General features: G+C 69.0%; 17 protein-coding genes. 6 read left to right on the forward strand and 11 right to left on the reverse strand.

Features of this window, described 5'->3' with window-relative positions; all coding sequences use genetic code 11:
- Positions 1-6: 6 nt before the first annotated feature.
- The 5 genes from EIZ44_RS20420 to EIZ44_RS20440 all read right to left on the reverse strand — a co-directional run bounded on the left by EIZ44_RS20420 (position 7) and on the right by EIZ44_RS20440 (position 6,347).
- Positions 7-1,368, reverse strand: coding sequence for a UbiD family decarboxylase (locus EIZ44_RS20420; RefSeq protein ID WP_167754216.1), 1,362 nt, complete (start codon positions 1,366-1,368; stop codon positions 7-9).
- Positions 1,365-1,970, reverse strand: a complete 606-nt coding sequence (locus EIZ44_RS20425) for a UbiX family flavin prenyltransferase (protein WP_037817523.1) — start codon at positions 1,968-1,970, stop codon at positions 1,365-1,367. The genes EIZ44_RS20420 and EIZ44_RS20425 overlap by 4 nt, the downstream gene beginning before the upstream one ends.
- 9 nt (positions 1,971-1,979) lie before the next feature.
- Positions 1,980-3,341 carry a nucleobase:cation symporter-2 family protein gene (locus EIZ44_RS20430; RefSeq protein ID WP_134730488.1) on the reverse strand — a complete coding sequence of 454 codons (1,362 nt, stop codon included), beginning with the start codon at positions 3,339-3,341 and terminating at the stop codon, positions 1,980-1,982.
- A 208-nt stretch (positions 3,342-3,549) separates the two neighbouring features.
- The gene (locus EIZ44_RS20435; protein WP_205673240.1) at positions 3,550-4,905 is read right to left on the reverse strand and encodes a nucleobase:cation symporter-2 family protein; all 1,356 of its coding nucleotides are present in this window, start codon (positions 4,903-4,905) and stop codon (positions 3,550-3,552) included.
- Between the two features lie 35 nt (positions 4,906-4,940).
- Positions 4,941-6,347 (reverse strand): amidohydrolase family protein, encoded by a 1,407-nt coding sequence (locus EIZ44_RS20440; RefSeq protein WP_134730490.1) that lies wholly within the window; start codon positions 6,345-6,347, stop codon positions 4,941-4,943.
- 340 nt (positions 6,348-6,687) lie between these two features.
- Between EIZ44_RS20440 and EIZ44_RS20445 the strand changes: the two genes are divergently transcribed.
- Positions 6,688-7,671, forward strand: a complete 984-nt coding sequence (locus EIZ44_RS20445) for an amidohydrolase family protein (protein WP_009081542.1) — start codon at positions 6,688-6,690, stop codon at positions 7,669-7,671.
- A 25-nt stretch (positions 7,672-7,696) separates the two neighbouring features.
- On the opposite strand, the gene EIZ44_RS20450 is transcribed toward EIZ44_RS20445, so the two are convergent.
- Positions 7,697-8,692, reverse strand: a complete 996-nt coding sequence (locus tag EIZ44_RS20450) for a LacI family DNA-binding transcriptional regulator (RefSeq protein ID WP_134730492.1) — start codon at positions 8,690-8,692, stop codon at positions 7,697-7,699.
- A gap of 82 nt (positions 8,693-8,774) precedes the next feature.
- Between EIZ44_RS20450 and pucD the strand changes: the two genes are divergently transcribed.
- The 3 genes from pucD (at position 8,775) to EIZ44_RS20465 (ending at position 12,870) form a co-directional block, all read left to right on the forward strand.
- Positions 8,775-11,099, forward strand: a complete 2,325-nt coding sequence (gene pucD, locus EIZ44_RS20455) for a xanthine dehydrogenase subunit D (protein ID WP_167754217.1) — start codon at positions 8,775-8,777, stop codon at positions 11,097-11,099.
- A 419-nt stretch (positions 11,100-11,518) separates the two neighbouring features.
- The gene (locus EIZ44_RS20460; RefSeq protein WP_134730496.1) at positions 11,519-12,397 is read left to right on the forward strand and encodes an FAD binding domain-containing protein; all 879 of its coding nucleotides are present in this window, start codon (positions 11,519-11,521) and stop codon (positions 12,395-12,397) included.
- Positions 12,388-12,870: a (2Fe-2S)-binding protein gene (locus EIZ44_RS20465; protein WP_134730498.1), complete on the forward strand. Its 483-nt coding sequence runs from the start codon at positions 12,388-12,390 to the stop codon at positions 12,868-12,870. Before EIZ44_RS20460 ends, EIZ44_RS20465 begins: the two co-directional genes overlap by 10 nt.
- A gap of 864 nt (positions 12,871-13,734) precedes the next feature.
- Here EIZ44_RS20465 and EIZ44_RS20470 read toward each other — a convergent pair.
- Positions 13,735-14,514, reverse strand: a complete 780-nt coding sequence (locus EIZ44_RS20470; RefSeq protein ID WP_134662526.1) for a PIG-L family deacetylase — start codon at positions 14,512-14,514, stop codon at positions 13,735-13,737.
- A 208-nt stretch (positions 14,515-14,722) separates the two neighbouring features.
- Between EIZ44_RS20470 and EIZ44_RS20475 the strand changes: the two genes are divergently transcribed.
- Positions 14,723-16,075 (forward strand): TrpB-like pyridoxal phosphate-dependent enzyme, encoded by a 1,353-nt coding sequence (locus EIZ44_RS20475; RefSeq protein WP_134730500.1) that lies wholly within the window; start codon positions 14,723-14,725, stop codon positions 16,073-16,075.
- 632 nt (positions 16,076-16,707) lie between these two features.
- Here EIZ44_RS20475 and EIZ44_RS20480 read toward each other — a convergent pair.
- From EIZ44_RS20480 to EIZ44_RS20490, 3 genes are all read right to left on the reverse strand, one after another.
- On the reverse strand, positions 16,708-18,294 hold the full coding sequence (locus tag EIZ44_RS20480) for a hypothetical protein (protein ID WP_134730502.1): 1,587 nt from the start codon (positions 18,292-18,294) through the stop codon (positions 16,708-16,710).
- A 287-nt stretch (positions 18,295-18,581) separates the two neighbouring features.
- Positions 18,582-19,352 carry an ATP-binding cassette domain-containing protein gene (locus tag EIZ44_RS20485; protein ID WP_037817506.1) on the reverse strand — a complete coding sequence of 257 codons (771 nt, stop codon included), beginning with the start codon at positions 19,350-19,352 and terminating at the stop codon, positions 18,582-18,584.
- Between the two features lie 42 nt (positions 19,353-19,394).
- Positions 19,395-19,952, reverse strand: a complete 558-nt coding sequence (locus EIZ44_RS20490) for an ester cyclase (RefSeq protein ID WP_134730504.1) — start codon at positions 19,950-19,952, stop codon at positions 19,395-19,397.
- A 79-nt stretch (positions 19,953-20,031) separates the two neighbouring features.
- Here EIZ44_RS20490 and EIZ44_RS20495 point away from each other — a divergent pair, with 79 nt between their 5' ends.
- Complete coding sequence (locus tag EIZ44_RS20495; protein ID WP_134730505.1) at positions 20,032-20,709, forward strand: TetR/AcrR family transcriptional regulator C-terminal domain-containing protein; 678 nt, start codon at positions 20,032-20,034, stop codon at positions 20,707-20,709.
- Here EIZ44_RS20495 and EIZ44_RS20500 read toward each other — a convergent pair.
- Positions 20,693-22,468 (reverse strand): VanW family protein, encoded by a 1,776-nt coding sequence (locus tag EIZ44_RS20500; protein WP_134730507.1) that lies wholly within the window; start codon positions 22,466-22,468, stop codon positions 20,693-20,695. The two genes, EIZ44_RS20495 and EIZ44_RS20500, sit on opposite strands and share 17 nt — an antisense overlap.
- Positions 22,469-22,520 lie beyond the last annotated feature (52 nt).

The raw sequence follows: 22,520 nt of genomic DNA on the forward strand, positions 1-22,520 counted from the left end.
CCCTCCTTAAACGTTCCCGCCGAGAATCCGGCGAGCGTGCTGACGTGCTTCTTCCGAGACGACAATGCGGTTGCCGTCGAAGTGCGGGCCGCGGGTCGCGTCCAGGCCCATCCGGGACGTCGTCCCGTCGGAGCCCGAGGACGGGTCGAGCGGCGAGCCGGGCAGACCGTCCACAGTGAACAGGTCCTGGTGGGGCTGGAAATGCGTGGCGAGCGCCCAGAGGACGTCGCTGTCGCTGGTGACGTCGACGTCCTCGTCCACCGCGATCACGGTCTTGACATACGGGTCCCAGCCGAGCAGGCCGAGCATCACCTGCCGGGCTTGACCGGGCCGTCGCTGGCGAAGCGCGACGTAGCAATGGAAGTGCGTGCCGGACGTCGGATAGTGCACTGCGGTGACGTCCGGGAAGCGTGCTTTGAGCTTCTCCGCCATTTCCGATTCCCGTGGCACGCGCGCGAGATTCAGGTGCTCATCGGTGTTGCCGCCGACGACGTCGATGAGCATGGCGTCGGAGCGGCGCAGGACGGTGTGCACGCGCAGGAGGTTGTTGGTCGAGCGATTCGAGGAATAGCCGGAGAATTCGCCGAACGGGCCCTCGTCCGCGTGCTCGGACGCGTCGATGGTGCCTTCCAGCACGAAGTCCGACCAGGCCGGGACGCCGATGCCATGCCGTGGGGTACGCACGACTTCGAGTGGCTCGCCAAGCAATCCGCCGGCTACCGCGCGCTCGTCCACGTCGTAGCCGACCCGCGCGGACGCGGCCAGCATGAACAGCGGATGCCCGCCGAGCACCATCGCGACCGGCATCGGTTCGCCGCGTTCGGCGTACTTCTGCAGCATCCGCCACAGATCCCCGCGAGAATGGAGACTGGTCGCCAGTTCGGTGCGGGAATGCGGCATCGCCCGGTGGTAGCTGAGGTTGCCGACGCCGGTGTCCGGATCCTCCGCGACGATGATCCCGCTGGTGACGTAAGGGGAACGGTCGCTGGCGAAGTGCCGCAGCATCGGGATGGTCGCCAAGTCGACCTCAGAAGTCACCTCATCCAGCACCGGTCCGCTGTCCACCATCCGCGGCGGGACCGCGCGGAGCGCCCGCTGTTGGTAGGCACTGTGCAAACCGGACGGTCCAGTTTCGAGCATGCGGGCGATCCGCTGCCGCGAAGCGAACATGTTGCTCACCACCGGCACGTCGAGCCCGGTCACCTTCCGGAACAGCACCATCTCGTGCCGTCCGGCCGCGGCGAGTTCGTAAATCACCCCGGTGACGCCCTCGTCGGCCGGGACCGGGTCGTCGAGGACGAGCACGTCGTCGGGAAACTCGTGGCGGTACTGATCAACGAAAGCGTGGGGATCTTGCCGGTGGTTCACCGCGAAACTCCTTGCGAGGCGGGCGGCCCCTGCCAGCGCGCGAACAGGTCGTGCTCGATGCCGAACTGGTCGAGCACCTTGCCGGTCAGGTGGGCGAGGATGTCCTCAATGGACTCGGGCTGGTGGTAGAAGGCGGGCATCGGCGGCAGCACGGTCGCGCCCGCCTCGGTCACCGCCACCAGATTGCGCAGGTGCACGAGGCTCAACGGGGTTTCCCTGGCGACGAGCACGAGCGGACGGCGTTCTTTCAGGGTGACGTCGGCGGCGCGGACGAGCAGGTCGTCGCTGTAGCCGTGCGCGATCCCGGCGACGGTTTTCATCGAGCACGGCACGACGACCATGCCCATGGTGCGAAAGGAACCGGACGCGATCGACGCGGCGATGTCCCCGCGCGCGTGGCGGACGTCGGCGAGGTCGGCGACCTCGGCGGGCGGCATCCCGGTTTCCAGTTCGACGGTGCGGTGCGCGGCTCGCGACATGACCAGATGCGTTTCCACCGTGCCGAGCTTGCGCAGCGCGGTCAGCAGGTGGACAGCCAGGTGCGGGCCGCTGGCCCCGGTGATGCCGACGATCAGCCGGGGCCGCTGCGGTTCGGTGCCCATGACGTCCTTTCAGGACTGGGAAAGTTTCGCGGCGGGTTCTCGGTGCACGAGCGGCTCTGCTGGCCGCCGTTTCCGAGCAGCGAAGAAAAGCAGATTCAGCAGCACCGCCAGCACGGTTCCGGTGGCCACGCCGCTCTTGAGGAAAACCTGTGCGGCGAAGGGAAACTGCTTGTAGAAGTCCGGCGCTCCGGCCGGGATGAGGCCCACGCCGAGCGACAGCATGACGATCACCAGGTTGCCGGTCTGGTTGAAGTCCACTCGGGACAGCAGCTGGATGCCGGACACGGTGAGCGCGGCGAACGTGGCGACCGCGGCCGCGCCGATCACCGGCTGCGGGATCGCCGCGATCACCCGGCCGACCGGTTGCACCACGCCGAAAACGACGAGGATCATGCCGCCGACCGCGACCGGGTACCGGCTGCGCACCTTGGTCAGCGCGACGAGCCCGATGTTCTGGCCGAAGGTGGTGTAGGCGAAACCGTTGAACACGCCGCTGAGCGCGGTGAGCAGCCCGTCCACCCGCAGCAGGTTCGCGACGTCGCGCGGCCCGACCTTCTTGCCGACCACCTGCCCGACGGCGAGCCCCTGTCCGGACGCCTCGACCATCAGCACGAAAACGATCACCAGGAACAGCAGAATCGACGGGATGTCGAAATGCAACGCTCCGTAGTGCAGTGGTTTCAGCAATCCGAAAACGGGACCGTCGGCGACCCCGGCGAGACTGCCCAGTCCGGTCAGCCAGCCGACGATCGCGCCGACGGTCAGCGCGATCAGCATCGCCAACTGGCCGAGCAGACCGCGGAACACCCGGTAGAACACCGCGATCAGCGCGAGCGTGAACCCGGCGAGCGCGAGATTCGCGGGCGCGCCGTAATTGTGCGCGGACGGAGTGGAACCGGCGATGAGTTTCAGCCCGACCGGGATCAGCGTCAGCCCGATCAGCGTGATGACGGTTCCGGTGACGACCTCCGGGAACAGCTTGAGCAGTTTGCTGAACAACGGCGCGATCAGCACCCAGAGCACGCCGACCACGAGCAGCGAGCCATACACTGTGGACAGCCCCTGGGTGCTGCCGATCAGCACCATCGGGACGATGCCGTTGGACGCGGCCCCGACGACGAGCGGCATCCGGATGCCGAATTTCCAGACGCCGAACGCCTGCAGCATGGTGCCGATCCCGGCGAGCACCAGGTCGACGCTGACCAGGTCGGCGATCTGCGACTGCGGAAGCCCGAGCCCGGCGCCGACCACGATCGGCACCACGACGACGCCGGCGTACATCACGAGCACGTGCTGCAAACCCAGCAGCACCAGCGGACCGAACCGGGGACGTTCGTCCACCGGGGACGGGGGAGACGGGTGACTGGCCATGATTCCCTCACCTCGTTGGGCCGGCGGGGCCGGGAAACGGCCGGGCCGGGCGGATCGCGGGGCGTCGCCGGAGCCGGACGGGCTGCCGGCGGCGAGGACCCCCGGCCGCGCGCGAACCTGCCGCCGCACCTACGGGGTTATGGAATGAGCGAGGTTTTTCCTTCCCTGCAAGGAGTTTCGACTATGGTGCATCGGAAGCCGCCGAGGGTCAATACCCGGGCGCGGCTTCCGTTCCGGTGCGCGGAGCCCGTTCGCGGCGGTTGAGCACGAGGTTCAGCAGGAACGCCGCGATGCCGCCGGCGGCGATGCCGCTCGTCAGTACCGTCTGCACCACAACGGGCAGATGTTGGTAAAACTCTGGCGCGCCGACCGGCAAAAGGCCGAAGCCGAACGAGATGGCGACGATCAGGATATTGCGGCCGTTGCTGAGGTCCGCCTGGCTCATGATGCGCAGCCCGACCGCCCCGACGGTGCCGAACATGACCACGCCGACGCCGCCGAGCACCGGTCCCGGCAGCGACGCGACGGCCGCGCCGAGCTTCGGCACCAGGCTCATGAGCACCAGCACCGCGCCCGCGGTCGCGACAACGAACCGGCTCATCACGCGGGTGATGCTGACCAGCCCGACGTTCTCGCCGAAGGTGACGACGGTGAACGAGCCGAACACGCCGGCGAACGCGGTGCCGAGCCCGTCCGCGCGCAGTGCCCGGGAAATCTCGGGCGGACCGACGTCGCGGCCGACGATCTGCCCGATGGCGAGCGTGTCGCCGGTCGATTCCACCATGTTCACCAATTGCACGATGATCATGGGCAGCAAGGCGGACAACGCGAACGTCGGCATGCCGAATTCGAACGGCTTCACCACGCCGAACCAGTCCGCCTGCCCGACCGAACTGAAGTCCGCCATGCCGAGCGGAACCGCGACGAGGGTGCCGACCGCCAGCGCGATCAGGATCGCGAAGCGGCGCACCGCGGGCGGGGCGAACCGTTCCAAGCAGACAGTCAGCACGATGATGCCCAGGCCGAGAATCAGCCGTCCGGCCGAACCGTGGTCGGCCGCGTTCGGGTTCGACCCGGCGATCAGCGTCGCGGTGGAGGGCAGCAGCGAGAATCCGATGATCGCGATGATCGTCCCGGTCACGATCGGCGGGAAGAACCGGATCAGCTTGCTGAACCACGGCGCGACCAGCCAGGTCAGCAGCCCGGCGACGATCGTCGCGCCGAAGACCGCGGGCAGCCCGGCCTCCTTGCCGACGATGATCGCCGGGGTGATGCCGGTGAAGGTCGAGCCCATCACGATCGGCAGCCGGACCCCGACGTTGCCGATCCCGAGCGTCTGCAGCAGCGTCGCGATGCCGCTGACCAGCACGTTCGCCGTGATGAGCGTGGCGATCTGCGCGGTGGACAGGCCGACGCCGAGCCCGATCAGCAGCGGGACGGTGACCATTCCGGAGTAGGCGACCAGCAGGTGCTGGATGCCGAGGGGGAGCATCTGCCGGAACCGGGGGACGGTGTCGACCGCGTCGCGGGTTTCGGCTCGGGTGGTGCGCGGACGGAATCGCATGGTTTCCTCCACAGCGGGGAAGGGGGGAGCGCGGATCACCGCGCCCAGGGAGTGAGCAGTCCGCCCATGCCGCTGCGTTCCAGCAGCCGGGCCGCGTGCCGTTCCGCCTCGTCGGCGGCGGCCGCTTCGTCGACGCGGACGCACTGTCCGGCGCGGTAGACGATCTCGCCGCCCACGATCGTCAGCTCCACATCGGACCCGCGGGCGGAGTAGACGAGGGCGGCGACAGCCCGGTGCACCGGGCGCACGTGCGGACGGTCGAGCGCGGTCACGATGACGTCGGCGAGTTTGCCCTCGCTCAACACTCCCGCGTCGATTCCGGCGTAACGGGCCCCCTCGCGGGTGGCCATTTCCAGCGCGTCCTCGGCCCGCAGCGCGGTCGGGTCCAAAGTGGCCGTTCGCTGGCCGAAGACGCTGAGTTTCATCGCCTCGAAAAGATCTTGCCGATGGCCGCAGCTGGGACCGTCGGTGCCGAGCGCGACCGGGACGTGCTGTTTCCGCATGTTCGCGATCTGCGCGGTGCCGGACGCGAGATAGCCGTTGGACGCCGGGTTGTGCGAAACTCCCGCGCCCGCCGCCGCGACCTGCTCGATTTCGGCTTCGTCGAGCCAAATCGCGTGCGCGAGCGTGGCCCGTTCGTCGAGCAGGCCTTCCTTCGCGAGCCACTCGACCGGCCGCACCCCGTGGGTTTCGAGGTAGCTGACCGGATCGGTTTTGCTCTCGCAGCAATGGGTGTGCCAGCGAGTGCCGTATTCCCGGGCGAGTTCGACCGTCTGGCGGACGAGTTTTTGCTCCACGTAACAGAGGTTGAGCGCGGCGGGCCAGACGGAGACCTTCGAACTCGACGGCCGGTGCTGCATCGCCTCGCGGGTGATCGCGAATTCGTCCTCGCTCGAGTAGCGGAACAGTTCGATCGGCTGGCCGCGACGGTCGGCGATTTCGGTGCGCTCGCCCAGCATTCCGCGGGCGACCGCGCCGCGAAGCCCGGCTTCCTCGATGACGTCCGCGACGGCGAGCGTCGTTTCAAGATCGCTTGGCGCGTAATGGTTGTCGATCACCGTCGTGATGCCGGCGCGCAACGCTTCGACCGCACCGAGCCGTGCCCCGGCCACTGCTTCCGGCCCGGTGATCGCGATCGAATACGGCCACATGAATTCGCACAGCCACGGCACGATCGACATGCCTTCGCCGAGCCCTCGGGCGAGTGCTTGGTAGAGGTGGTTGTGCCCGTCCACCAGGCCGGGGAGCACAGCTTTGCCGCGGCAGTCGACGATTTCGGCGGCGCGCCAGCGTTCGGTGCCAGGCCCTTCGCCGACGCCGGCGATCCGGTTGCCGATGATCGCGACGTGGCCCGTCTGATGGACAGTGCGCTGGTCGTCGACGGTCACCACGGTGCCGCCGGTCAGCAGGAGATCGCAGGGTTCCGGTTCCGCAGCCGACATCGGGCCGCCCTTCCCCGGGCGGGGTCGGACCCGGCCCGGCGGTCGTCTCCAGCGCGCGGCTGGAGGCAGTTGGCCGAACGGTTGGCCCGAAACGGGAGGTCACCGGCGCCCGGCAGCGCCGCCGGGTCGTTCAATGCAAAGCCCTCCCGGGACCGGTGTCAAGAGGGGAGTCCGGAAAAGTCTTGCCGCGCAAGGCATTCGGCGATCATGTGTTGACACCGGGCGGCGGAGGTGCTGCACTCGGTTGCGCCGGAGCGCGGATCGCGCTTCCGGGTCCCGTAGGTGCGGTGAAGCGCGGCCGGGGAGTCCTTTACTCAAGTCTTGCGTAAGGAGACATCCGGTGATTATCGATACCCATGTCCATCCGACGAATCTCGTCGACGAAGCCTGGCGGCACACCGGAACCCCGTTCACCGGCGAGCGCACGCTGGAAATGATGGACGGTCCATTCTGGATCAACGGCAAGCCGCGGCGCGTGGACGTCAGCTGCATCATGCCGCCGCCGGGGAACACGACCTGGCGCGAGGGCAACAAAACCGGCCGCGAGGGCATCCGCGAATACCAGGCGTACGTGACCTCGCTGGTGCAGCAGTACCCGGACCGGTTCGTCGGCAACTTCATGTACAACCCGCGTTTCGGCCCGGAAAACGGCGCGGCGGAGCTGGCCTTCCACGTGAAGGAATACGGCTACAAGATGCTGAAGCTGCACGCCAACATGCATTCCTACCGCCCGGACCGGGCGCTGGACTGGCTGCGGCCGGTGATGCGGGTGTGCGACGAACTCGGCGTGATCGTGCTGATCCACACCGGGGACGGGCCGTACTCGATCCCGACGCAGTTCTACCCGATCATCCGCGAGTTCCCGAACGTCACGTTCATTCTCGGCCATTTCGGCATCCAGACCGGCGGCGTCTACTGTTTCGAGGCGTTCTGGATGATCCAGGACTCCCCGAACGTGATCGGCGAATCGGGCTGGCTGCTGCAGTCGCGGATCGTCGAATTCGCCAAGGAGATGAAGAAGAGCGACCTGGTCTTCGGCACCGATTCGCCGCCGAACGAGCCGGGCATGTGGGCGCGCGAGCTGGAAGTGTTGTGCCACCAGCCGCCGCAGGGCCTGAACCTGTCCGAGGACGACCTGGAGGGCTACCTCGGCAACAACATGGCCAAGCTGCTCGGCCTCGCGCCGACGCCGCCGCCGAAGGACAAGGCGGAAGCCGAGGCGTATTTGCGCGGCGACATTCCGCAGGCTTCCGCGGCGAATACGCACGCGTCGCATTATCTCGGCTACACGCCTTCGGCGTGGGCAGAGGCCGCTAACTCCTGATTCCGTTGGCGCGCCGGCTGCGGGGTCAGTCGCACCCGCAGCTGGCGCGCGCGGTCAGATGGACGTCGAGGACGCGGTCGTCCGGCTGGGTGTTTTCGCGGAGCTGGTCCAGAGTGGACACCGCGGCGTCGGCGAAATCGTCGAAGGAATGCCCGGCGGTGGACAGCGCGGGCCAGCTGTGCGCGGCGGCGTCAGTCCCGCCGAAACCGATCACCGCAAGGTCTTTCGGCACGCTCAAGCCAAGTTCCGCTGCGACTGTGAGCGTGTCGAGCGCCAGCCCGTCCGCTGTCGCCATGATCGCGCGCGGCCGCTCCGGCGACTGCAACCACCGCCGGATATCGGCTCGCGCGGCATGCCGGTCGAGTCCGGTGCGGACGACGTTGCCCGCGCTCCGCTTCGCCGCCCGCATCGCCTCCGTCCAGCCTCGGGCGCGATCGGCCACCGGCCCGGACCGTGCGGTTCCGGTGAGGCAGCCGATCTCGCGGTAACCGTGCCCGAGCAGGTGCTCGGTGGTCAACCGGCCGCCCGCCTTGTTGTCCAGCACGACGGACGGCGCGGCAGTGCCGGCCGGGGCGTGGTGGTGCAGGTAGACGACCGGAACGTCCAAAGTGGAGTGGGTGGCGGCCGCTCCGGCGATCTCCGCGCGGACGAGCAGCAGGCCGTCCACGCGCATGTTGGCCAGCGATTCGGCGTACCGCAGCTCCTGTTCCCGGGAGAACGCCGAATTCCCGAGCAGGACAAGCGATCCGCGAGCGAACGCGGCCCGCTCGACCGCGTGGGTGAGCTGGGTGAAGTAGCCCTCGCTGCTGTCCGGCACGACCAGCCCGAGCACATTGCTGCGCGTGGACCGCAACGCCCGCGCGACGAGGTTCGGCCGGTACCCGAGCTCGGCGATCGCCTGCTCGACCCGCGCTCGCGTGGCGGGCGCGACCGGACGCGGGCCGTTGTTGAGCACGTAACTGACCACGGCCGGCGAGGTGCCCGCCAGCCGTGCGACATCGTCCCGGGTGACCCGCTGCATGCGCCAGACGATACCCGAAGAGCCGTTGACAGTCCCGATCTACACGTGTTGAATCCGTGCAGTCGGCAACGCAGGAAAGCTGGTGGTCATTGTGGACTCGCTGGTACGCGCCGCGGAAACCGGGAGAGCCGCCGGGGTGGGCGAAAGCGCCCTCCGTCCGGACGGCGCCGCCAAGGTAACCGGCAGGTTCGCCTATTCGTCGGATTTGTGGATCGAGGGCACGGTCTGGGCGACCACGCTGCGCAGCCCGTACGCGGCCGCGCGGATCCGGTCCATCGACACGAGCAAGGCGCTCGCCCAGCCAGGCGTGCACGCCGTGCTCACCCATGAGGACGTGCCCGGCGCGAAAACGTACGGAATGAAATCCGCCGACCAGCCGGTCCTCGCGGTGGACGAGGTCCGGTATCACGGCGAACCGGTGGCGCTGGTCGCCGCCGACGACCCGGAAACCGCCCGGCAGGCGGCGAAACTGATCATCGTCGACTACGAACCGCTCGACCCGGTCACCGATCCGATGACGGTCCTGGACGAGGGCGTCCGTCCCATCCATCCGGACGGCAACCTGGTCCGGCACGTGAAAATCCGCCACGGCGATCTGGCCGCGGCGCGCGCCGAAGCGGACGTCGTGGTCACCGGCGAGTACGAAGTCGGCATGCAGGACCAGGCTTTCCTGGGCCCGGAATCCGGCTTGGCGATTCCTTCCGAGGACGGCGGCGTCGAGCTTTACGTTTCCTCGCAATGGCTGCACAAAGACCTGGAACAACTGGCCCCGTGTCTGGGCTTGCCGCCGGAAAAAGTGCGGCTGACCCTGGCCGGCGTCGGCGGTGCCTTCGGTGGCAGGGAAGACCTCTCCGTCCACGTGCACGCCTGCATGCTCGCCCTGCGCCTCGGCCGTCCGGTCAAGATGTCGTACAACCGCTACGAATCCTTCTTCGGGCACGTGCACCGCCACCCGGCCAAGATGCGCTACGAACACGGAGCCACCAAGGACGGCCGCCTGGTCTACGTCAAAGCCCGCCTGGTCTTGGACGGCGGTGCCTATACCTCAACTTCACCCGTAGTCATCGCCAACGCTTGCTACTTCGTCACCGGCGCCTACGACGTCCCGAATGCCGAAATCGACGGCCTGGCGGTGTTCACGAACAACCCGCCCTGCGGCGCAATGCGCGGTTTCGGCGCCGTCCAATCGGCCTACGGCTGCGAGTCCAATATGGACAAACTAGCGCACGAACTAGGCATGGACCCGATGGAATTGCGGCTCCGCAACGCCATGACCACGGGCACCGTCCTGCCCACCGGCCAAGCCGTCGACGGCCCAGCCCCAGTCGCGGAACTGCTGCAAGCCCTCCGCGACCGTCCGCTGCCGCCGGCTGGCGCTGATGATTTGCTTTCCCTGCCCGGCGGAGCCGCCAACACGACGCACGGCGAGGGGGTGCGTCGCGGAGTCGGCTACGCGGTCGGGGTGAAAGCGATCGGCTACTCAGGAGGCGTCGACGACATCTCGACGGCCCGAGTCGCCTTGGCGGTAGTGAACGGCGCCCCGGTCGTCTCGGTGCACACCGCCGCCGCGGAGTGCGGACAAGGCGTCACCACGGTGCAGTCACAGGTAGCGAGCACGGAACTGGGTGTCTCGCGGGTAGTCGTCCTCCCCGCCGACACCCAAATCGGCGACGCCGGTTCCGCGTCCGCCTCCCGCATGACGTGGATGTCGACCGGTGCCGTGCAAGGCGCCTGCCGCCACCTCGCCCGGGAACTCCTGCGCCGCGCCGCCGACGCCTACAGCCTGCCCGCTTCGGCCCTGTCGCTGGGCAACGACCACGTCCTGGACAGCGGCGGACATCCGGTGTGCCCGATCGCCAGCGTCGTCGGTTCGGACACTGTCTCGCACACCTTCGAATACCACCACCGCCCGACCCAAGGCATCGACCCGGAAACCGGCCAGGGCAACGCACACATCGCGTTCGCCTTCGCCGCGCACCGAGCCGTGGTGGACGTGGATGTCGACCTGGGTTTGGTGAAGGTAGTCGAGCTGGCGACCGCGCAGGACGTCGGCAAGGCAATGAACCCGCTAGCCGTAGAAGGCCAGATCGAAGGCGGCAGCGTACAGGGCCTGGGTTTGGCTTTGATGGAGGAAATCCTGGTCGACCGCGAGGGCCGGGTACGCAACCCGTCCTTCACGGACTACCTGATCCCGACCGTGCTGGACGTCCCGCCGATGCCGATCAGCCTGTTCGAATTCCCGCATCCCGACTCGCCGTACGGCTTGAACGGCGTAGGGGAGCCGCCCACCCTGTCGTCGACCCCCGCGATCCTGAACGCCCTCCGCTCCGCGACCGGCCTGCCCCTGCCGAACGCCCCCATCCGCCCGGACGACATCGCCTTGGCCGGTCGCCGCGCCGCTTCGTGATGGTGGCCCGTGTGCGCTCGTGTGCAGTGGTCCGACGTGGCCTGGCCGCAGCGGCCCGTTTTCGTGAGCGCGGTGGCCCGTGCGCAGCGGTCCGGCGTGACCTGTTCGCAGCGGTCCGTTTCATGAACGGTCCGTTTCGTGAACGTGGTGGCCCGTGTGCAGCGTTCCGCCATGACCTGTCCGCAGTGGTCCGTTTCGCGAGCGCGGTGGCCCGTGTGCAGCGTTCCGCCATGACCTGTTCACAGTGGTCCGTTTCGCGAGCGTGGTAGCCCGTGTGCAGCAGTCCTGCGTGACCTGTTCGCAGCGGCCCATTTTTCCTTCGTGCCGCATGCCCCCAGCCTTCCTCCCACTTCTCGCCCGTGCCCCTTTGCCCTTCCTGCCCGTCCCCTGACCGGCAGCCCGCCTCCCGGAGGTGCCCCGTGGATTTCCTGACCCCCGCGACCTGGGCCGAAGCCCTGGCCGCCAAGTCCGCCCGCCCGGACGCCGTCCCCCTGGCCGGCGGCACCGACGTCCTGGTCGAACTCAACTTCGACCACCGCCGCCCGCCCGCGCTGCTGGACCTCACCCGGATCGGCGACCTGACCGAATGGACCGAGCGAGACGGCCGGATCCGCCTGGGCGCAGGCGTCTCGTACACGCGGATCATCACCGAACTAGGCACCCGCCTCCCCGGCTTGGCGATGGCGAGCCGCACCGTCGGCTCCCCGCAAATCCGCAACCGAGGCACCGTCGGCGGAAACCTGGGCGCGGCCTCTCCGGCTGGAGACGCCCACCCCATGCTCCTGGCCTGCGACGCGACCATCGAAGTCGCGTCCGTCCGCGGCACCCGGATGATCCCGGCGACGGAGTTCTACCAAGGCGTCAAACGCAACGCACTGGCCCCCGACGAGCTGATCGCCGCCATCCACCTCCCCGCCGCGACCGGCCCGCAACAGTTCGCGAAGGTCGGCACCCGCAACGCGATGGTCATCGCAGTGTGCTCGTTCGCCCTGGACCTGGCCCCGGAAACCGGCTGGATCGGCGCCGCGATCGGTTCGGCCGCCCCGACCCCGCGCCGAGCGACCGCCGCCGAGGACTTCCTCCGCGACGCCCTGTCCGATGCGTGGACCTCCCGCTCTCGGCTGCCGGACGCGGTCGTCCGCCGCTTCGGCGAACTGGCCGCGAGCGCCGCGTCTCCGATCGACGACGTCCGGGGCAGCGCCGACTACCGCATCCACGCGATCGCCGTACTGGCCCGCCGGACGTTGAGCTGGGCCTGGGAAGACTATCGGAAAGGCGGGCAGCCGAAATGCGCCTGAACCTCACTGTCAATGACGAACCGCGCACCGTCGACGAGGTGTGGGAGGGGCAGAGCCTGCTCTCCGTGCTGCGTGATCAACTGGGTTTGCCAGGCTCGAAAAACGCCTGCGAACAAGGCGAATGCGGTTCGTGCACAGTGTATTTGGACGGTACCCCAGTGTGCTCGTGCCTGGTCGCCGCGGGCCAAGCCGAGGGCAGGAACGTCCGTACCGTAGAAGGCCTAGCGGACGGCGACCAGCTGGACGCAGTACAACAAGCCTTCCTCGACACCGGCGCCGTGCAGTGCGGCTTCTGCACACCGGGGTTGATCGTCGCCGCGCACGAGTTGGTGCACCGCGTGGATGCCCCTTCGGATCCAGAAATCCGCGAGGCATTGGCCGGGAACCTCTGCCGCTGCACCGGATACGAAAAAATCCTGGACGCGGTCCGCCTGGCCTCGGCCCGAGTGGGAGAGGCCGCGGGGCCCGGGTGATGTTTGTTGCCCGCTCGATGCTCGCCAGCCTGCGGGGGCCGAGCTAGCTCAGGCTGGACTGCGCGCAGCTTGAGCTAGCTCGGCCCTGCACGGGAAGGCGCATCGCGACCTCGACCATGGACCGCGGCCCAGGCTGGGCGACCGCGTCCACCTAGCCAACGGGCGGCTCGCCGCTTGCCGGGAACGACCACGCGGCCCCATCCCAGGCTCCAGGTCCGTGCCGGAGACCCCACTGCTTGGTGTGTCGCCCGAGCCTGCCCCAGCCCTGCGGCCCACGAAGATGGCTCGGCCCGAGGGTGCGCCAGTGCCGGTCTCGGGCTCGGGCCAGCAACCCGCGGGCTCGGCCCGGTCTGTCTCGGGCCTGCGGACCGCACCGGAAACTCGCATCGGACGGTTCGTCAGTCGCCGCCTTGGGCTCGGGCCGGTGACCCGCGTCTGCGGGCTCGGTCCCCGGCTGTCTCGGGCCTGCGGTCCGCAGCGTCGACTTCGCGCCCGGCGGTTGCCCGAACCGATCTTCGGCTCGCGCCGGCGACCCGCGTCCGCGGGCTCGGTCCCCGGCTGTCTTGGGCCCGCCGTTCGCAGCGGCGGCTTCGCGCCCGATGGCTCGTCCGATCCGGCCTCGGCTCGCGCTGGTAGCCCGCGCCCGCAGGTTCAGCCCGCACCTGTCCCAGGCACGCAGTCCCCAGCGCGACCTCGCACCCGATGGCTCGTCCGTCCCGGCCTTGGGCTCGCGCGAGCGATCCGCCCGCAGGTTCGGCTCGCGCCTGTAGCGGGGCCGCCGTTTGCAGCGGCAACGCGCGCTCCCGGCGGTGTGCCCGCACCGATGCCGAACATGTCGTAGGCCTCGCGGCTCGTCCGGCCCGGTCAGAGGCCCTTCATCAGGTCCGTCTCCGTCACCCCCGGCCCCTGTCCTTCCCGGATGAACCATTCCGTCCCGAAGGCCTCGCCGAACTTGTCGTCCGGCAGCGCCAGGAAGAACGACTCCTCGCTGATCTGGCTCCGATGCGCGCGCATCGCCGCCCGCTTCACCTTCAGGTATGCCGTGACGTCCACTTCGGCCGTCAGCTCGGCTTCCGGTTTCCCGATGATCATGTCCGCGTCCGGGCCGCCTTCCTCGCCTGCTGCGCGGGCGGCTTCGGCGGCTCGGCGGATCTGGTCGCGGTTCGTCGAGCCCTGGTAAACCCGCGGCGTGCCCGCGAGTTCGGCCGCGCGCATGCCGACCCGGTGTACCTGGATGTGGTCCGGGTGGCCGTAGACGCCGAAGTCGTCGTACACCGTGAGCACGTCGGCCGACTCCTCGATCAGGATCGCAGCCAGCCGCTTCGCCGCTTCCTCGACCGGCGCGCTCCAGAATGTTTCCGGGCCGTCGTTGGAAGGGTCGCCCATCATCCCGGAGTCCTGGTATCCCAAGAACTCCACTCGCGAGACGCCCAGCACCTCGGCCGCCGCCTGCGTCTCCTGCACCCGGCGGTCCGCGAGCTGCTCGCCGTCGTCGAGCAGGCCCTCGGGGATCTCGCCTTTTTCGCCGCGCGTGGCCACCACGAGCACCACCCGGTGCCCCTCGTCGGCCGCTTTGCGCATCACGCCGCCGGTCATGATCGCCTCATCGTCCGGGTGGGCGTGGAACGTCACCAATGTCGCCATGCCACCGAACGTACCGGCACCCACCGACAAAAACCGGCGCCCGCCGGAAACGGCTTTCGGGGAATCAGCCACACCCTCCATTGTGGACAGGTCGCCCACATGGGTGGACCTGCGGCTTTAACGGCGCGAGGGGTCCCCTCGCGCGCTCCGGCGCTTGGCTTCTCCCGCCGCCCGGCTTACGTTGGGGTCCGCCGACCGAGGAGGCGTCATGGCAGAACGGACGAAATACATCCTGGACGAGGCCGATCTCCCGGCGCAGTGGTACAACGTGGTGCCGGACCTGCCCGAGCCACCGCCCCCGCCGCTGCACCCGGGAACCCGCGAGCCCGTCGGGCCCGCGGACCTGGCCCCGCTGTTCCCGCAGGCGCTCATCGAGCAGGAAGTCACCACCGAGCGCTACATCGACATTCCCGAGGAAGTCCGGGACGTCTACCGGCTCTGGCGGCCGTCCCCGCTCTACCGCGCCCGTCGGCTGGAGAAGGCGCTCGGCACCCCGGCCCGGATCTATTACAAGTACGAGGGCGTCAGCCCGGTCGGCTCGCACAAGCCGAACACCGCTGTGCCGCAGGCGTTCTACAACGCGGCCGAGGGCGTCACGCGGCTCACCACCGAAACCGGCGCCGGGCAGTGGGGGAGCGCGCTGGCGTTCGCGTGCGCGACGTTCGGGCTGTCCTGCGAGGTCTGGCAGGTGCGCGCGTCGTACGACCAGAAGCCGTATCGCAAGCTGATGATGGAGACCTTCGGCGCGCAGGTGTACCCGAGTCCATCGGACCGCACCGCTGCGGGCCGGGCGATCCTGGCGGAGAACCCGCAGTCGACGGGCAGCCTCGGGATCGCGATCAGCGAGGCCGTCGAGCAGGCCGCCGCGGATCCGGGCGCGCGGTACGCGCTGGGCAGCGTGCTCAATCACGTGCTGCTGCACCAGACGGTGATCGGCGAGGAAGCGCTCAAACAGTTCGAACTGGCCGGCGACACCCCGGACGTGCTCGTTGGCTGCACCGGCGGTGGCTCCAACTTCGGCGGGCTCGCTTTTCCGTTCCTGCGGGAAAAACTGGCCGGCCGGATGAACCCGGTGATCCGCGCGGTCGAACCGGCGGCCTGCCCGACCCTCACCCGCGGCCGCTACGCCTACGACTTCGGCGACACCGCCGGTCTCACGCCCCTACTGAAAATGCACACGCTCGGCCACGGCTTCATCCCGGACCCGATCCACGCCGGCGGCCTGCGCTATCACGGGATGTCGCCGCTGATCTCGCACATCTACGAACTGGGCCTCATCGAGGCGCTCGCGATCGGGCAGCAGGAATGCTTCGCCGCCGGGGTGCAGTTCGCCCGCACCGAAGGGATCATCCCCGCTCCCGAGCCGACACATGCGCTGGCCGCGTGTATCCAGGAAGCGTTGCGCTGCAAGGAGACTGGCGAAGAGAAGGTGATCCTGACCGCGCTGTGCGGACACGCGCACCTCGACCTGCCCGCGTACGGCGCGTACCTGGCGGGCGACATGGTGGACAACGAACTTCCGGACACGGCACTAGAGGAATCGTTGGCGGCGCTGCCTTGAGAGGTGCGGCTGGCGGGGCGCAGGAAGGAGGTTGCGGGGAGCAGAGGGCAGGCGAAGGCGCGCTGTGAGGGCGGTTGGTGAGGGTTGGTGGGACTGGTGGAGGTGTGCTGGGAGGCGCGGTTGGTCAGGATTAATGGGCAGGCGAAGGTGAGCCGGGTGGGAGCGGTTGGTGGGTTGGCGAAGGCGCGCTGGGAGGGCACGGTTGGTGAAAGTTAGTGGGCTGGCGCAGGTGTGCTCGGAGGGCGCGATTGGTGAGGGTAGTGGCAGGTGAAGGTGTGGCTGCGTGGGAGCGGTTGGTGAGCTGACGAGGCTGCGGTGCGACGGCCCAGTTGCTCCCGCAGTTCGGCGAGCGGGCCGTCGGTCATCGTGACCGCGCCGTTTGTGGGCGGACGACGGTGGCGGCGTGCGAGGGGCGCAAACTGCCGACGAACACCCAGGCACCGGCGGTTTTCATGTCGTCGGTGCCTGGGTGCAAGCCATCTGGGCGGCCGGTTCCTCGCCGGTCTCCAGCGCGGTTCGTCTCCCAGGACGGCCAGCAGGTACTGCTTCACGGCGAACTCCCCTGGCGGGGGTCTCTTGCCTTGGTTATCAACGCGCGCGACGCCATGAGACACCTCGGCAAGAAAGGTTTCTCACCGTTCCTTGGAGACCGTCGCCAGTAGCTCCGGACCCCGCGTCACCAGTCGTTGCTGGGCGAGCGAACCCCACCACCATGCCAGCGCGATGCCGGTCGCGATTCCGGCTGGGATGCCCAGCCACTGCAGCACCGGCAGGTCTGCCAGCTTTCCAGCCACGCCCAGTGCCACCACCGGTAGTGCGCCGAGCACGATGAGCAGTGTGGTCGCCAGCATCAGGGCGGCTCGGGCGCATCCTGGGCGTCCGCCGGAGGACCATGGGCTGCCGCTTCGGCGTTGATCCGGCAAGGGGAAGGCCAAGAAGACGGATTGCAGCATCAGGACTCCGGCGCCGGCACCCAACGTTGCGGGAACCAGGCCTAGGACCCACGGGTACGCGCCTGGTACGCCGGTGACGCCGGGCAGGACCAGGGCCAGCACCAAAGCCACGGGGGCGACGATGAGGACCCACGCCAGTTGGCGGCCGCGGATGTCGGCGCGTTCGGCGCCGGGGACGACCAGTGTGTGCCACAGGGCGCTGCCGTCCATTCCGTACAGGTTGCCGGACTGCATCGAGGCGAAAAGGACTACTGCGACACCGAAATACGGCAGCATCGCCGATTGGCCGCCCCCGCCGGACAGGGCTGGGACGACGGTGATGACGAAGCCGATCAGCAGCGTCGACAGTAAGGCGACGCGGCGGCGGGCGTCTCGCCACCAGGTGTGCAGTTCCTTGCGGGCCACGGCGCCGACCGGGGTCGCGGGAAGCAAGCTGCGTCGCGTGCGGGTGCTCTTCGCGCGGGTGCGGGACGCTCCGCGGAACGACGGCGTGGTGACCTGGCGGGCCAGCAGGGCGCCCCAGAGCAGGACCAGAACCGCTACGACGCCGAGCAGTGCGGCGAAGAGGCCGCCGACCGTGCCCCAATTCCCGACTCCGGCCGCGTGTACTGCGAGCGTGCCCCAACCGGACGGGAGGGCGTGCATGACGCTGACGAAGCCGGGCATCTGACCGGTGACGATCGCCGGGCCGACGCTTCGCATCACGTAGTTGACCGCGACGCCGGACAACCCGGTGAGCGCCACCAGGATGATGCCGAGTTCCTTGCCTTTGCGCGATGTCAGCAGCGTGCCCAGCGCGGCCATCACGACGCGGTACAGCAGCACCACGAACGCCAGCTGCAGCACGGTGAACACGAGACCGACGAGCGCGGCGCCGGCGCCGAACCGCAGGCCGTAGAACACCAAGCCGAGGAACGCCAGCAGGCTCACCACCGCGGTGACGCCCACGAAGCTCGCCGCGAGCAAGCCGACTGCCAGCTTGCGGCGGCCGATCGGCAGCAGCGCGAAGTGTTCTGGCCGCAGGGTGTCGTCGCCGCCGCCGGTCGCGATCGGCGCGAGCACCCAGCCTGCCATCCAGACCGCGTAGATCGAGGTGAGCAGGTCGACGGTGATCCGCGCTTCCGGAGCCGGGAACACCGCGATGCCGATGGTGAACAGCGCCGCCAGCAGACCGAAGAGGCCGCCGACGATCATTCCGGCGATCTGTCGGCCGCGGAGGGAGTTGCGCAGGACTCGGAGCTTTAGCCGGATGAGGATGCCGATCATGCTGGCGTCCCCATTCCGCTGGTCCGCGCGCCGACGATGGTTCCGGCGAGTCGCCCGCGGAGGGAATTGCGCAGGACCCGCGGCTTCAGTCGGTCGAGGATGCCGATCATGCGGGCCCCTCCGTTCCGCTGGTCTGCGCGTCGGCGATCTGCCGTCCGCGGGGGGAGTTGCGCAGGACCCGCAGTTTCAGTCGGTCGAGGATGCCGATCATGCGGGCTCCTCCGTTCCGCTGGTCTGCGCGTCGGGGATCTGCCGTCCGCGCAGGGAGTCGCGCAGGACCCGCGGCTTCAGTCGGACGAGGACGCCAACCACGCCAGCCCCTCCGTTCCGCCCGTCCGGCCGCCGACGATGTGCACGAACGCGTCTTCCAGCGTGCCTTCGCCCCGCACGTCAGCCACCGCGCCCGCGGCGACGACGCGTCCGCGTGTGATCACCGCGACGTGGCTGCACAGCTGTTCCACCAACGCCATCACGTGGCTCGACAGCACGACCGCGCCGCCGGAGGCGACGAATCGCTGCAGGATCGTGCGGATCGTCGACGCGGAAACCGGGTCGACCGCCTCGAACGGCTCGTCCAGCACCAGCAGCCGCGGGCCGTGCAGCAGTGCCGTCGCGAGGCCGATCTTCTTGCGCATTCCCGCGGAATAGTCGATGACGAGGGTGCGCTCGGCGTCCGTCAGCTCCAGCACGCCGAGCAGTTCCTGGGCGCGTTCGGCGACCGTGTCCGGCGCTAGCCCGCGCAGCAGGCCCATGTATGTGAGCAGTTCCCGTCCGGTGAGCCGTTCCGGAATGGACAATCCGTCCGGAAGAACGCCGATCAGGCTTTTCGCCCGTTCCGGTTCCCGCCACACGTCCACGCCGAACACGCGCGCTTCGCCGGCGTCTGGCCGAAGCAAGCCGACCGCCATCGACAGCGACGTCGTTTTCCCGGCTCCGTTGGGGCCTACGAGGCCGAAGAACGACCCCCGCGGCACTTCAAGCCGCACATCGTCTACTGCCAGCGTGGTCCCGAACCGTTTGGTGAGTCCGTAAAGCCCCATGGCCGCGTCGTCGGACACCGGTTCCCCCTTCCCGTGGTGTGCGCACGACTGTACGCGGGGTCACCGACAAAAAGCGGGCGGAGTGGTGTCGGAAAGCCGTGGATCCGGGGTCCCGGACATCGCGAGCAGCCCGCGCACCGCGCGCACGAGCTTGGGCCACGAGGTGGGCTTCCGGACGTCGTACGCGCGCAGCAGCTGCCGGAGCATGGTGAGCGTGTCGAAGTAAATGCGTTCGCACACCAGCTGTTCGTCCGCGTCGAAGAGGAAGTACGCGGTTATCCGGACCCGGAACCGCTGCCCGGTGGGCGGGATCTTCCCGAGCGGCCCGCGATGCGTGCCGAGAAGCCAGAATTCGACGATTACCGCATCCGCGCTGTGGCGCAGAGCGATGATTTCGTGGTCTTGATCGGGAAAAGCGCGGCGCGTTTCGTCGTAGTAGCCGCGCACGGCGGAATCGCCGTCGTGCACGGTCATCGTCGGCACGATCTCGTAGTGCGGATGCGGGAACGTCGCCAGCACGTCGTCCCAGTCCTGGCGCACCTCGTCGTGGAAGTGGTCGAGGACGAGCTTTTGCCGGGCACGCAGCACTTCGGGCGCGGGGATGGCCAACGGGTCCACGGGTTCCTCCAAACCAGGGGAGCGAAGCCGCAATTTAATCCACACTGTGGGTTTAACGCAAGTGCGCCATGATGGAGCCGTGAACACCACGACGCGCCGGGGACGCCCGCGCAAGGGAGACGCCAGGCTGTCGCGGGAGGCGATCCTGACGGCCGCGCTGGAAGTGGTCGACGCCGACGGGGCGGCAGCGGTCAGCATGCGGACCGTTGCGCAGCGTCTCGGCGTGGACGCGAAGAGCCTCTACCACCACATCGACGGCAAAGAGGCCTTGCTCGACGCCGTCGCCGGACACGTACTGGGCGGGATCGATCTCCCGGAGCTGACCGGGCAGCCTGAAGCGGACCTCCGCGCCATCGCCCAGTCGTTCCGGAAAGCAACCCGAGCGCACCCGCAGGCCGCCGCGTTGGTCCTAACCAGACAGTTGCCGTCGATCGCCGCGCTCGCTCCGGTCGAGGCGGTGCTTTCGGTGCTGCGCAAGGCAGGCGCGTCACCGGAAGAGGCGGTGCACCTGCTGCGCTCGCTCCTGGCCGTCGTCGTCGGCTCGCTTCTGCGCGAGGCGGGCGCGGGACCGGCGTTCGGCGTCACCGACGAAGCCGGGATCGCCCACCGCCGCGCCGAATTGGAGCAGACCGAACTTCCCGCCGTGGTCGAATCCGCGCCGCATCTGGCGCGGTGCGATCACGAAGCGGAGTTCGCTTTCGCCGTCGACCTCGCGGTAGCCGCCACGATGCAGCGACTCGCTACTCCCCGCAGGTGATCTTCGGCTGCGGGTTGTAGCGGACCGACCGCGTGTGCCGCGAAACTTCCCGGCCCGACGAGGCGTCGCGCAGGATCCGGGTGTCGCTCGCGGTGAAACCGGGCGCGCCGTTGGACGCGTGGCAGCTCTCCGCCGGACCCGGTTTCGTCGGCGGCGGCGTCGGATTCGTGCGCTCGCCGGGGACCGATTCGACCGTGTACCGCTTGGTGCCCCACAGTTTCACGGTGATCGACGACGGCGTCCAGACGGTCTGGATCGCGACGCCGGTGTCCGAGTCGTTGGTGAACTTCAGGTCGATCACGCTGGCGCCGTTGGGGTTCTGGAACACCGTCGCCTCGCGCGCGGCCGGGTAGCGGCTGATGTAGTAGCTGTGTTCCTTGTGCCCGGCGTCCTTCATCCCGGAGAAGTACGCCGCGTTGTACAGCGTGGTGGCGAACTGCGAAATGCCGCCGCCGACCTCGCGGGCGGGCGCGCCGTTCTCGATCACGCCGGCTTCGACGTAGCCCTGCGGACGCCCGCGCGGACCGGTGAATCCGTTGAGGCTGAACGTTTCTCCCGGCTTGACGATCGCGCCGTTCACCTTCTCGGCGACCACCCGGATGTTCGTGCCGGAGTCGGCGGCGAACCCGCCGGTGGTGAACTCGCCGATGACTTCCTTGACGCCCAGCTTGTCCGCCTGCTCGGTGGTCACCTTCGCGGGCGTCTTCTTGTAGATCGCCTTGAGCTCGCGGCTGTCGGTCTGCTTCAGCGTGTTCGGCAGCGGCTTGAGGCTCTGCTCCCAGTCGACCGTGTTGCCGTCCGCGGACGGCTCGACGACCGGTTTCCCGCCGGAGAACGCGATGGCCGCGTCCTTGCCCTCCTGCTCGGTGGACTTCAGTTGCGGCGCGAGCGCGTCGGTGACCTTCTTCGGGTCGATCTGCGGGGCGAGGCCGCCGCCTTCGCCGGGCACGAACGTGAGCGCGCCGGCGATCTGCTCCGGCGACAGCGTCGCGTCCGCGCCTTCGCCCTTGACGATGACCGGCGCGGACACCGCGGGCTTGGCGAATTCGGTGAGCGCGCGCTGAACGCCCTCGGCGGTGGTGCGCACCGGCGTCGGCGTGACCGGAAGAGTCAGTTCGCTGCCCGAAGCCCAGCCGCTCAGCACCTTCGCCCGCGCCGCCGCGACGTCCAGCTTCTGCCCGACCTGCGGCGGGACCGCGACCGGCGTGGTGCCGTCGAACCGGATCGCGCCCTCGGCGGGCGCCCGGTCGACACGGCCGCGCAGGTCCTCGAGCGCCGGGTCGAGCTTCGCTGCCTCGACGTGCGACACGACGCCCAGTTCCCGCGTGCTGAAGAACGACGCCAGCCGGGTGAAGGGGTTGATCGGCTGGTCGCCCGCCTGGTCGAGGGTGCCGCTCCAGTCGAGCCCCAGCCCGGCCTCGGTCGGCGACAGCTTGGTGTGCGCGTTGCCCGCGGTGACCGTGAGCGGCTGGGTGAGCCGGGGCTCGATCTTCCCGCGCAGCTCGCGTTCGGCGACCGGCCGCTCCAGCCCGCCGACGTCCACGCCGGCCACGACGACGCCGCGCGGCACCCGGCCCTGGCTGGTCAGCAGGTCGATGAGGTACGCGACGACCAGGACGCCGAGCACGCCGCCGCTGATCCAGCCGGCTTTGCGCAGGCCGCGCCTTCGCGGCGGGGACGGAGGTTCCTCCGGTGGTACGACCGGCAGGACCTCGGTCTGGTCGCTGTCGGTTTCCGGCCAGCGCGGTTCGTACTGCACCTCACGACCCCTTCGATTCGCTGCGGTCAGGGGCACAGCGTACGGGCCGAGC

Origin of the sequence: Amycolatopsis nivea (assembly GCF_004522235.1) — a bacterium.
Lineage (GTDB): Bacteria > Actinomycetota > Actinomycetes > Mycobacteriales > Pseudonocardiaceae > Amycolatopsis > Amycolatopsis nivea.